The 12,853-nt window shown below is 33.5% G+C and carries 11 protein-coding genes and 1 tRNA gene; 9 read left to right on the top strand and 3 right to left on the bottom strand.

What is annotated here, in order from left to right; all coding sequences use genetic code 11:
• Nucleotides 1-30: 30 nt before the first annotated feature.
• Together C8N41_RS06935 and C8N41_RS06930 are read left to right on the top strand one after the other, a co-directional pair.
• Complete coding sequence (locus C8N41_RS06935; RefSeq protein WP_092444451.1) at nt 31-1,044, top strand: glutamine synthetase beta-grasp domain-containing protein; 1,014 nt, start codon at nt 31-33, stop codon at nt 1,042-1,044.
• Between the two features lie 346 nt (nt 1,045-1,390).
• Complete coding sequence (locus C8N41_RS06930) at nt 1,391-3,229, top strand: T9SS type A sorting domain-containing protein (protein ID WP_115838682.1); 1,839 nt, start codon at nt 1,391-1,393, stop codon at nt 3,227-3,229.
• 305 nt (nt 3,230-3,534) lie between these two features.
• Here the strand turns inward: C8N41_RS06930 and C8N41_RS06925 are convergent, their stop codons facing one another.
• Entirely contained in the window at nt 3,535-4,485 is a 951-nt protein-coding gene (locus C8N41_RS06925; protein WP_115838681.1) for a calcium/sodium antiporter, read from the bottom strand.
• Nucleotides 4,486-4,657: 172 nt separating this feature from the next.
• Between C8N41_RS06925 and C8N41_RS06920 the strand changes: the two genes are divergently transcribed.
• Together C8N41_RS06920 and C8N41_RS06915 are read left to right on the top strand one after the other, a co-directional pair.
• Complete coding sequence (locus C8N41_RS06920) at nt 4,658-5,017, top strand: BlaI/MecI/CopY family transcriptional regulator (RefSeq protein WP_115838680.1); 360 nt, start codon at nt 4,658-4,660, stop codon at nt 5,015-5,017.
• Between the two features lie 2 nt (nt 5,018-5,019).
• Nucleotides 5,020-7,122: a M56 family metallopeptidase gene (locus tag C8N41_RS06915; protein WP_115838679.1), complete on the top strand. Its 2,103-nt coding sequence runs from the start codon at nt 5,020-5,022 to the stop codon at nt 7,120-7,122.
• Nucleotides 7,123-7,194: 72 nt separating this feature from the next.
• Here C8N41_RS06915 and C8N41_RS06910 read toward each other — a convergent pair whose 3' ends face one another.
• On the bottom strand, nt 7,195-9,159 hold the full coding sequence (locus tag C8N41_RS06910; protein ID WP_317124568.1) for an endonuclease: 1,965 nt from the start codon (nt 9,157-9,159) through the stop codon (nt 7,195-7,197).
• A gap of 555 nt (nt 9,160-9,714) precedes the next feature.
• On the opposite strand from C8N41_RS06910, the gene C8N41_RS06905 reads away from it, so the two are divergent.
• Nucleotides 9,715-9,867, top strand: coding sequence for an SsrA-binding protein (locus C8N41_RS06905; protein ID WP_092444463.1), 153 nt, complete (start codon nt 9,715-9,717; stop codon nt 9,865-9,867).
• A 292-nt stretch (nt 9,868-10,159) separates the two neighbouring features.
• Here C8N41_RS06905 and C8N41_RS06900 read toward each other — a convergent pair.
• Nucleotides 10,160-10,233 (bottom strand) — tRNA-Arg (locus C8N41_RS06900).
• 85 nt (nt 10,234-10,318) lie between these two features.
• Between C8N41_RS06900 and C8N41_RS06895 the strand changes: the two genes are divergently transcribed.
• The 4 genes from C8N41_RS06895 to C8N41_RS06880 are packed head-to-tail and all read left to right on the top strand — an operon-like array spanning nt 10,319 to nt 12,796.
• Nucleotides 10,319-10,954, top strand: coding sequence for a Crp/Fnr family transcriptional regulator (locus tag C8N41_RS06895; RefSeq protein ID WP_092444465.1), 636 nt, complete (start codon nt 10,319-10,321; stop codon nt 10,952-10,954).
• A gap of 57 nt (nt 10,955-11,011) precedes the next feature.
• On the top strand, nt 11,012-11,569 hold the full coding sequence (locus C8N41_RS06890) for a YeeE/YedE family protein (RefSeq protein WP_115838814.1): 558 nt from the start codon (nt 11,012-11,014) through the stop codon (nt 11,567-11,569).
• A gap of 2 nt (nt 11,570-11,571) precedes the next feature.
• On the top strand, nt 11,572-11,988 hold the full coding sequence (locus tag C8N41_RS06885; protein ID WP_092444469.1) for a DUF6691 family protein: 417 nt from the start codon (nt 11,572-11,574) through the stop codon (nt 11,986-11,988).
• Between the two features lies 1 nt (nt 11,989).
• Entirely contained in the window at nt 11,990-12,796 is an 807-nt protein-coding gene (locus tag C8N41_RS06880; protein WP_092444470.1) for a sulfite exporter TauE/SafE family protein, read from the top strand.
• Nucleotides 12,797-12,853 lie beyond the last annotated feature (57 nt).

The raw sequence follows: 12,853 nt of genomic DNA, 5'->3' as shown, positions 1-12,853 counted from the left end.
TTATTATAAACTACTAATACAAACACAACAATGAGTAAATCAAAACTAGAGTACATTTGGTTAGATGGCCACAAACCAACTCAAAATATGAGAAGTAAAACTAAAGTTGTTGAAGACTTTAGCGGAAAATTAGAAGATTGCGAAATTTGGTCTTTTGATGGATCCTCAACGGAACAAGCTTCTGGTGGTGCTTCAGATTGTTTATTAAAACCAGTTGCTATATATCCAGATCCTGTACGAAAAGATGGCTATTTAATTATGTCTGAAGTTTTAAGCGCTGATGGCACACCTCACCCTTCTAATGCAAGAGCTACGATTGACGATGACGATGATGACTTCTGGTTTGGTTTTGAGCAAGAATACTTCCTAATGGATTCTAAAACAGATTTACCACTAGGTTTCCCTAGAGGTGGTTTCCCTGGCCCACAAGGTCAATATTACTGTTCTGTTGGAGGACGTTATACTTGGGGACGAGATATCGTTGAAGAACATGCAGATTTATGTATCGAAGCAGGATTAAATTTTGAAGGTATTAACCAAGAGGTCGCTCCTGGACAATGGGAATTTCAATTATTTGCTAAAGGCGCAAAAAAAGCAGGTGATGAAATTTGGATTGCTAGATACCTATTAGACCGTTTAACTGAAAAATATGGTTATTATATTGAATACCACCCAAAACCTGTTAAAGGTGATTGGAATGGTTCTGGTATGCATGCTAACTTCTCTAATTCATTATTAAGAACTTGTGGTTCTAAAGAAATTTATGAAAAAGTATGTGAAGCCTTTAGACCTGTAACAAAAGAACATATTGATGTTTACGGCGAGTTTAATGATGAGCGTTTAACTGGTGATCATGAGACAGCATCTATAGACGACTTTAGTTATGGAGTTTCTGATAGAGGAGCTTCTATCCGTATCCCTATTATTACTGTAGAGAAGGGCTGGAAAGGCTGGTTAGAAGACAGAAGACCTGCTTCTAATGGTGATCCTTATAAAATTGCAGGAAGAATTATTAAAACTGTAAATAGTGCTAATGTAAGCTAATCATTAGACCTTATACATATAAAAGACGTTTAGAACACCTGTTCTAAACGTCTTTTTTTTTACTGCACTCTCCTTAATATAATATAGCTCGCAGATACGTTTTAATACGCTACTCAATTCCGTATTAGTGTTTTGTTTATATACCACCCAAAAACGAATTAAAACTCTAAATAACTAAAACTGTTAGAAGCACATCCTAAGCAACCTATCCGTTCATCGATAAAACTCACTGTTCAAAGCAAACACATTCACTTTATCGAGTTTTGAATGTGAGTCTTCGTGTTTTTTGTACTGTAATTAACCTCTTCCATAACTTTACGGTGTTATTAACCATATTTAGATACTTATGAAAAAAATTACCCAACGTATGCTTCCTGTTTTATGTGGAGCAGTTATTTTTATGACAACGGATTTGAACGCTCAAAACAATTCACAAGATAGCTGTAACGCTATTGAGGTAATTGAGTACTCACAAGGTATGAATTCGAGCGGAAACACAATAAGCGCTGATCGTTCTGACGTGAATGCAGCATTGAACACTCCAGACAAATCAAATGCGGCTGGAGGCTTTTATTCTTTAGGTATAAACGGAAGTATTACATTAGGTTTAGGTGGCGCTGTTTACAACGAGCCTGGAGCTGATATCGCTATTTACGAAACATCTTTTAGTGGAGATGATTGTGGACATAGCGATGATGAAAACGCTTTAGTTGAAGTATCACAAGATGGTTCTACATGGCTAAGGTACGGTACCGTTTGTCGCGATGGACTTGTAGATTTAGACGGCTTAAACTTAGATTATGTTACTCAAATCAGAATTACAGATATGACAACAGGATCTGGTGACGGTTACGATTTAGACGGTATTGAAGCTGTAAATGAGTGTAAAGAAATTCCTACTGTATGCTATGGAGCAGCAGCTATTGATTACGTCCCTGGACTTGACGTAACGGGAGCACCTTTTAACGTGGCAGAACGCATGGATACAAATAAAGCATTAGGTGAACCAGAAATGGACGAGACTAATAACTTTTTATCATTAGGTTACGGTGGAGAAGTTACAATAACTTTTGATGGTGTTGTACACAACAATGCTGGAGCTGATATCAAAGTTGTAGAAACAACATTCGGTTACGATTCTTTTACAAGCTACCCAGAGTCTGCTGATGTGTATGTTTCTCAAAATGGTATTGATTTTTATTATATTGGAGCCGTTCTTACCGCAGAAGCTGCAGATTTAGATATTAGTAATGCACCAATTGCTTTAACTTACATTTCTGAAGTTAAAATCGTAGATACAACACCTAGCGATTCTGAATCCTCAGATGGTTTTGATTTAGATGGCGTAGTTGCCTTAACGGGTTGTAATGAACCAATTGACCCAACACCAGCTGGATGTTACCCTGTGGATTACTTTAACTATGTTGAAGGAACGACAAAAAACGGTGGTGTTATTGATGCGATTAGAACTGAAACTCCGGAAAACACACTTGGTGTACCAGAACAAACAGATGAGTATGTATTTACATCTCTTGGCTACGGTGGAGAAATTACATTGACTTTTGGTGGTGCGGTTTACAACCAAGATGGCCCAGATTTAGTTGTAATTGAGACAACATTCCAAAATACTTGGGGTTGTGACACGTATAAAGAATTTGCTGATATTTACGTTTCTGCTGATGATATTAACTATCACTATGCAGGTACAGTGTGTAAATCAGATAATGCCATTGACATTTCAGATGCTGGAGACTTCGATTTTATTTATTATGTAAAAGTTGTAAACAACAACGAGTTATCATCAACTGAAGATGCCTATGATCTTGATGGTGTTATTGCCGTAGGAACTTGTGAAAGCTTTAATTATGCGACTTACGCTCAAGCGCACTACAACGCCTTAAGCGTAGAATCACCAAGTGCTGAAGAAATTGGATTTAGAACTTATCCTAACCCAACAAACGGAACTTCTTATATTGAATTCACACCAAAAGTAACAGGCGATGTTCTTATCGAGGTGTTTGATATAAATGGTCGTAACATTGGCCAAGTATTCAATGAAGAAGCTTATCCTGGTAAAATGTACACAGCTGAATTTAATACTAACAATTTATCTGCAGGACTTTATATCTATAAGGTTACAACAGGGAATTCAAGCATTACAAAGAAATTTATTCTTACTAAGTAAGAATAAGCTGTAATAGTCACTGACTTTACCTAATAAAAAAAAGCCATCTGAGATTTTTACTTCAGATGGCTTTTTCATTTAGCAGCAATTCAATTTTTAAAGTTTCAAATCTAACGACAACTTATTAGTTGGTTGAAACTCGAGAAAAAATAATTTTCACATCTCCATAATTTATTAGCAGTAATACAAATTTGAAGTGAAGCTTTAGCTAAGTACTTTAGTATTTTGAAATGTAACTATTGATATTAAAATTTGTGTCGTTGCGACGGTATTTACAAACTAAATTTTACACCGAGAAAGCTCTTCTATATTAAAGCTAAATATATAAAAATCATATACGCACCAAAAAGCAACATGCCTTTTAGACGACCAATCTCGAAGCGTTTAGGTATTAAGATTAATGGAATCAAAATCGCAGCAAAACCAATCATCCAAATGATATTAGTTGAAAGTATTTCTGGAGTTGCCGGATTCACCGTTATCGGTTTTATAATTGCTGTGAGCCCTAAAACAGATGCGATATTAAAAATATTAGACCCAATTAAGTTTCCTAATGACAATGCTTTTTCTTTTTTTAACGCTGCAACCACAGAAGCCGCTAATTCTGGTACACTTGTACCAATAGCAATTACTGTAACCGAAATGGCATAATCACTAATTCCTACTGTTTCTGCTAATTGCTCAGCTCCTTCAACCAACCATTTAGAACCAAAATACAAGCCAGCAGAACCAATCAATAACCACATACCTACCTTAAAGTTAGATACCACAGCTAAAGCGTCATCTACTTCTTCGAGATTAGCCTTTGTGGATTTTCGTGAGCTTTTAATCAATAAATACAAAAACACCGTTAAAGCCACAAACAAAATCATTCCCTCCATTGCCGTTAGCACGTTGTCATTCCACAAAAAGTAATACAACATAAAAGACACTAACATCATCATAGGCCAATTAAACTTGTAAAAATCTTTATCGACAGCTAACGGAGTAATAATAGCAGTAATTCCAAGAACCAAACCAATATTAGCAATATTAGACCCAATAACATTACCGAGAGAAATATCTGATACTCCATCTAATGCCGCTTGCAAACTCACTAACAATTCAGGTGCAGAAGTTGCAAATGACACTACAGTCATTCCTATAACTAACTTTGATATTTTTAGTTTAAAGGATAAACCTACAGCCGCTCTCACTAAAAAATCACCACCTACCACTAACAACGCCAATCCCACAATTACCAAAAATACACTCATTCGCTATCTAAATTTTTAATTACTTATTTTCTATTAAAAGCGCAAAGATAATATTTCATACTCACACCTACTAAAACTATATATTACGTTATAAAACTATTGCTCTAGTTGTATAACTATAAAAATAGTTATACATTTGACTAATCCAGTTTAATCATTGATTTTTTTAACCATGCAAAAATTAACCAATAAAGAAGAAGAAATAATGCACATTTTATGGAAGCTAGAAAAAGCTTTTGTAAAGGAAGTATTAACAGAGATACCTGGCGATAAACCACATTATAACACGCTTTCTACGATTATACGAAATTTAGAAGAGAAAGGATATGTCAGTTATAATGCCTATGGTAAAACACATCAGTACTACCCTATTGTTACGAAGGAAGATTATAAAACAAAATTTATGAATACAGCTATTGAAAATTATTTCAATAACTCTTACAAAAATGTTGTTTCCTTTTTTGCCAAAGAAGAAAAAATAAGCGTTGATGAATTAAAAGAGATTATTGCATTAATAGAAAACAAAAAATAATTATGGAATATCTATTAAAAGCATCAACTGTAATTGTCTTGATGTATTTCTTTTTTCACATTTTTCTGAAGAAGGAAACATTCTTTGAGCACAATAGATGGTTTCTCTTAACTGGATTACTACTTGCATTGATACTTCCACTAATTGTAATTCCTATTTATGTACCTATACCACCTATTGTAACTCCAACTACAACATTTATATCTGCTGCACCATCTAATTTAGTGGTAACAGAACCTGCTGCTACGTTTAATTGGCTAAGCCTTATCCCAATAGTTTACGGTATTGGATTGACGGTATTTGTCATTAAATTTATATTACAATTTAGTTCGTTAATTTTACTTCTGCTTAAAAACCCAAAGCGGAAAGATCAACAGTACACGTATGTTATTGTAAACAATAAAATCTCACCATTTTCATTTTTTAAATGGATTGTTTATAATCCTGATGCTTATAAAGCGGAAGAGCTTCAACTTATAATAGCTCATGAGAAAGTTCACGTTAACCAATGGCATTCTATAGATATTCTACTAACACAATTAGCCTGCGTTATTTTTTGGTTCAACCCGTTAATATGGTACTACAGAAAAGAGGTACGGCAGAATCTCGAATACATAGCTGATCTTAATTGCCAAAACAGTCCTCAGACTAAAAAGGACTATCAACATTTATTATTAAAAACCAGTGTTGCAAATCACAGCACTTTATTATCCAATAATTTTTATAACTCATCAATTAAAAAACGAATTCTTATGTTAAACAAATCGCGATCAAATAAAAAAAATCAATTCAAGTATCTGTTAATTCTTCCGCTTTTAGCTGGTTTATTAATGAGTATGAATACTAAAGAGGTTTATATTGAACATAACCTAACGACCAAATCAAATAGCAATATCCTTGAACCTGTAGTTACCAAAAACACTTCAGATGTAAACCTAGAGGGTATGACTAATGTCTTCGAAAAGAAAGGTATTCATAATGACGATAATTATGAGGTAATTGATGAACAAGAGACACCTAAGGATTCTATTATATCAGAGCGCTTAAAATTAAAGTTCACAAACCAAATGAATGACCAGCGTTTATCACAGTTCGAAACACTTTTAAAGCCGTATGGTGTTTCAATGAAAATTAAACGCATCAAACGTAATCATGAACATAAAATTAGCGATTTAAATATTCAATTTAAATCTAAGAATAGCATTGCGAATCATAAAGCAAAAGATAAAGATGGTATACGACCTTTCTTTTTTGAAATGACAAATGAAGAGATTAGTATAAACACTTTGCAAGAAGCCGTGCAAATTGAAGAAACTATCATGGTCTATGACCTCAAGGAACCGTCCTCAAACAAGACCTCAAATGATACTTTATACTATAAGATAGTACGACCTTCTACCCATATACAAGACTCTATTTACATGTCAATAGATTCATCCGAAGTTAAACGCTTATCTAAAGAAAAGTCTGATTTATATTATGAAGGAGGTAAAACTTTAAAGGTTAATGATTCAAACGAAGAATTCTCCATTCACCAACCAGCAACTAACTATAAGATTATTACTAATTCTGGTAATCTAAACCCAAAACCCTTAGTGATAGTTAACGGAAAAGAAGTTTCGTCGAACTTTTTAAAATCTATTTCTGCTGAAATTATTGAAAGTATGACTGTTATAAAAGGTGATGACGCTCTATCAAAGTATGGAGAAAAAGGTAAAAATGGCGTCATTGAATTAATAACAAAAGAAAGTGTGGCTGTCACAAAAAAAGACAATCCATGGAAAATTGGCAGAACAGAAGTATCGAGTGTCACTTTTATAGATGATGAGGATCCTTCAAAAAATGCAACTATTGCTTATATTTCAAAATACACACCAGATACTGTTTTAGAGGACCATAAAGTGAATCTCGAAAAAATAGGAATTACCGTTAAATATTCAAAATTAAAACGAAATAAAGCTGGAGAAATAACAAGTATTAAAATTAGTCTTGAGAATAAAGAAGGTAGCAAAACAAGTGCAACATGGAAAGATAATGATGGTATTCAAAATATAGAATATGGTATATCTGAAGGCAAATTAATTACAAGAACAAAACAACCTTAGTATAACCTGAACAAAAATAAAAAGCCAAACTAAAATCATTTAGTTTGGCTTTTTTATTTAATAAGTCTTAGATTAATCTACAAGAACTTTCTTAATCACAGAACGGTTATTGCTCGTTAATTTTAAAAGATATAGTCCTGAAGTAACATCTAAATTTATATAATCTTGAACAGACCGGTATTGTGCTAAAAGTTTACCATCTATAGAATAAACGTCCACATCTGCTTCAGCATTTAATCCCGACAAGTAAACACGTCCTGTGCTAGGATTAGGATACAAAACAACCTTCAACGCTGTGTTATCAGTAATATTTAGAGGTTGATTCCATGTCTCACCTATCATATCACCCCAAATATATTCAATCATATCTGGTTGATCTATAAATGGATTTCTATTAAATTGCCAATTGTAAACCACATTATTTCTATTCATCTCAAAATCATCTGGCGGATCATTTCTATGCCAATATAACAAGGTCGCTAAGTCACCGAATTCTCCAACATTACCTTCAGGGAATCCATTAACAATCTCCAAACCGTTATAGCGTACCGCCATATAAAATACGCTTCTTGCCACATCACCTTTAAATTTACCGGCTGTTCCGCTGGGACCATTATATTCACCGTAAAATTGGTTATTACGCGTACTATTTTCTGGTCCATCTGCAGCCCTTAACGCATGTGCATCACTATTACCATGGCGTAATGAATCTGCTTTTGTTGTCCAATAAATATCAACTCCATCTGCAATTTCATCTTCTTCTATACTATAAAAACCTCCACGCGATCTCGGAAATGTATGTTCCCTATTCCACTTCCCTGTATTTACTGAACTCGTTTGATAATCTAATTTAGGTCTACCTTCTTCTAAATAAACTAACCACACCTCATTACTATTTTCTGGGTTCTGGTCTGCTTCCTTTAAAATATCGATTACATCAGCGTAAGTCTGTGCTCTAACGATTGTAGGGTCTGCAATTATATTTTGCAAAGCTTGTCTTAATGTTTCATCAGCCAAGCCATCTAAACTATTGTAATAACCATTAGGTTGCGTACTTTCTACAATACCATAGGTCGGTTCTAAAGGCGTTCCCCAAGCAGCCATAGTAAAATCATTATCTACCACTCTAATATCAATAGCTCCATTTGATGCTACAATTGGTTCTTCTAAATCTAAAAATCGAATAAGTATAACCTCATCACCTTCATCTAAACTGTCATCAACTGTTGTAATTAAAGTTGAAGCTGTATTTTCACCAGAAGAGATGGTTATATTGGTATTCCCTGTAAAATCTGAAGTATTAAAACCATCATTATCTAAACTAATATTAAAGTTTAAATCTGATGTTACGTTAAATTCTGCGGTAAATACTATTTCGAAAGTATCCCCTTCGTTAAGTTGTGTATTATTTACAGAAATAGCAATCGGATTGATTACCATACCACCACCATCATTTTCTCTTCTTGGTGTTGGTGTGGCTGCAGTAAACGTAACGACACCCATATCATCAACAAAACGCTGAATAGATTTAGGATTAGCATTGGTTCCATTATCATTATACTGAGTGGTTTCTCCTAGTTTAGTTAATAATCCTGTAGCATCAGAATCATTTGTTCCATAAACCATAGCATCTATTAAATTGGTTTCCGTTGCTAAGGTATCTTCTGGAAAATCTTCTACCGATGCCTGATAAATCCCTACCGCATCTGGACCATTTTGTATTACATTTTCTGACATTATAGATTGCGGAAAAGGGCTCACATTTACACTTCCTACCACTAATAAACCGTTAATATCAGTAGTTAAACCATTTAAATCATAAGCAAAGTAACTCCGATCACCACCACTACTCGATCCATTAAAGAATACCAAGATGTAACCATCAGTAGAAAAGTTTGGCGTTTCAGATTTTATCTCAATAAATTCATGTGTATCTATACTAGGAGTATCTGCATCTAATTCGTTAATCACTAAAACTTGAGACCAACTCAAGCCTGTAATTAAAAGTAATACTACTATAGTAATGTTCTTCATCATATTATTTTTTGTGTAAAGATAGTTTTAAAATTAAACACCGTTGTTATGTTATAATTAAATACAAAAATTTGTCAAATTAAAACATGAAATATATCATAAGACTCCAACTTCAAAAAGATGAAAATCGCAAAAAATGATATTCTAAGGATAAAACTGCTCTACGATTTACAAAACAGGTTACAAAAACCCCTACAAACCTACTAATATGGAAGTATAACTTAATATTTATATTACAAATAAAAACAAAACTATAGACAAGTCACAAAATAACGAAACACAAACTATTCTTTTAGTTATAAATTAGAATGCAAATTCGCGGATTTATTCAAAATCATTTGGAAGACACTTGCTCAAGGTTATATATTGAAAACTCAATCAAACAAACGAAGTATTTAACTAACCTTTAAAACCAAAACATTATGATGACATTAGCAAAATTAATTATTGAACTTATTTTAGCAATAATCTAATTACAACCCACCAACCAAACCATGTAGAACTTAGTTCTAGAATAAGTTTTACTATTTTTGTTAAAGATTTATTATTCACTATACAATGAAAAACAAAATCTTTAAGCTTTTGGCTAAACTAAACAAAGCCATACTTCCTTCTTACTCCAAAAAACAATTAGACCTTAGTAAAGCGTCTAAATTGCAACTGGCTATAATTGGCTGGCGTGCTTATGTTACTAAGCAAGCGCTTGGCTAGCTTTTGATTTTTTAGATTATGCACGCTAGAATCTACTGCAGACATAAGATTCCTTAGCGCTTTCTTATCGTCTAATTACCTTGACTATTTTCCAATATCACACTCAAATTTTAATATCATTATATATTATTGATACAAGACGCCAGCATTAGTCGTCATTAAAATTTATATTATTGAAAAACAACCTAAAAACAACATTTCTACACTGAAAATGCTAATTATTGAACTGAAATTTTAACTTTTATAAATAAAAAAAAGCCCATTTCAGTAAAGAAATGGGCTTTTTGCTCTGTGACCTCGACAGGATTCAAACCTGTAACCTCTTGAGCCGTAATCAAGTGCGCTATTCAGTTGCGCCACGAGGCCTTTTTAAGTGGGTGCAAATATAATACATTTATTAAATCATAGCCAAATAATTTATTTCAAATTTTTAAATTAGTATTTTTGAGCTATGATTTCTAAAGAACTCTTAGAGCCATTTCAATACTTATTCGATTCCGAAATAATCGAAAAAATCGCTGATGTGGCGTTTCTAAAAACTTTTCAAAAAGCAGATATCATTATAGATATTGGTCAAGACCTTAATTTTATTCCACTTTTAATTAAAGGAAATATTAAAGTTTTAAGAGAAGACAATGATGGTGATGAACTTCTACTTTATGTTTTAGAGTCTGGTGATACTTGTGCCATGTCTTTAACATGCTGTATGGTAAAATCTGTAAGTAAAATACGTGCTGTTGCGGATGAAGATGCCACTGTGATTATGATTCCGATAGCATATATGAAACTGTGGTTTGATACTAATGACAGTTGGCGAACTTTCATCTTACAAAGCTACCAAATACGTTTTGACGAAATGTTAGAAACTATTGACACACTGGCTTTCATGAAAATGGACGAACGTTTATTTAAGTATTTAACAGATCATGTAAAACTTTCTGCGTCTACTAATTTAGAAATTACACATCAGGAAATTGCAGAAGACTTAAACACCTCTCGTGTGGTTATTTCACGTTTATTAAAACAATTAGAACGTGAGAAAAAAATTGAACTCGGCAGAAATAAAATTCTGGTATTAGAATTTTAGCAACTTTTAACCTAAAGTCTTAATCACATAACTCTATTTTTGTATCAAATGAAAATTATGGAATATATCTTACAACCGTGGCCGTGGTATATCTCTGGTCCATGCATTGCAATTGTGATGTTTCTACTGCTTTATTTTGGAAGAACCTTCGGAATGTCCTCAAACCTTAGAACCATGTGCGCTATGGGAGGTGCTGGTAAACGCGTTGCTTTTTTCAATTATGATTGGAAAAGCCATAAATGGAACCTCATCGTAGTTCTCGGAGCCATCGTCGGTGGTTTTATTGCCCACTTCCTATTATCTAATCCCATTGACATTGCGCTTAGCGATGCTACAGTTACAGACTTAAAAGCATTAGGCTTTACAGATGCAGGACAACATTTATTACCACCAGAATTATTTAGTTGGGATGCTGTTTTTAGCTTTAAAGGATTAGTAATTTTAATTAGTGGAGGTTTTCTCGTTGGGTTTGGCACTCGCTATGCAGGCGGTTGTACTTCTGGGCATGCCATAACAGGATTGAGTAGTTTACAATTACCATCATTAATTGCTGTTGTTGGATTTTTCCTCGGAGGGCTTATTATGATTCATCTTATTTTTCCAATACTATTTTAATTATGAGTAAGTATATAAAGTTTTTTATGGTTGGCATTTTCTTCGGAATTGTTTTAGTAAAATCCGAAGCCGTCTCTTGGTATCGCATTTATGAGATGTTTAAATTTCAATCCTTTCATATGTATGGTATTATTGGCACAGCAGTTATAACAGGAATTATATTACTTAAGCTATCTGAAAAACGAAGAATCAAAACTACCGAAGGGACTTCATTAAGAGTTCCATTAAAAGATCGTGGTTTTACGCGCTATATAATTGGTGGAAGTATTTTTGGCTTGGGTTGGGCACTCTGTGGAGCTTGCCCTGGTCCCATGTATATCTTAATTGGAACCGGAGTTTGGTCCATATTAATTGTCATTGCTGCTGCCTTGTTAGGTACCTACGTTTACGGATTATTAAAAGATAAATTACCACATTAAAATGGAATTTATAGAAATTATTGGATACGTTGGTGCTTTAATTGTTGGTCTTGTTTTAGGCTTAATTGGAGGTGGTGGCTCTATTTTAACCGTTCCTATTTTGGTCTATTTCTTAGGTTTTAGTCCAATCGTTGCTACTGGTTATTCCTTATTTATTGTAGGAAGCACGGCTTTAATTGGCACGTTACGTAACATTAAAAAAAATACCATAGATTTTAAAACAGCGCTCATATTTGCCATTCCTTCCATTCTCACAGTATTTTTAGTACGTCGTATAGTGATTCCTAATTTGCCTGAAGTGTTATTTTCTATCGGTGATTTTTCACTGACAAATTCACTTTTTATCATGTTACTTTTTGCCGTAATCATGCTTTTGGCAGGTTGGTCTATGATTAAATCTAAAGTCATTAATAGCGACGATACCATTAACAACTTTGATAACACCCATTATTTTGCCATTGGTACACAAGCCATAGGTATTGGAGCTTTAGCTGGTTTAGTAGGTGCTGGCGGAGGATTTCTCATTGTACCTGCGTTGGTATTATTAGTTAAACTGCCAATAAAAAAAGCCATCAGCACATCATTATTTATAATAGCCATTCAATCGTTAATTGGATTTTTAGGAGATATAAATAAAACCACTAATATCGATTGGACTTTTCTTGTAACATTTACCGTAATATCAATTGTTGGCATTTTTATTGGGCTAGCATTGTCTAAGAAAATTAGTCCTAAAAAATTAAAACGCGGATTTGGCTATTTTACCATCGTCATGGCTATTTATATCATGTTCAAAGAACTGTTTTAACACACTTTGTGATAATTATCACATTTCAAAAAACGAAGTTTCGTAAATTTGTATTTC

The organism is Winogradskyella sediminis (assembly GCF_003387355.1).
Lineage (GTDB): Bacteria > Bacteroidota > Bacteroidia > Flavobacteriales > Flavobacteriaceae > Winogradskyella > Winogradskyella sediminis.
Note: the sequence above shows the minus strand (reverse complement) of the source record. Positions and strands in the feature narration are given on the sequence as shown.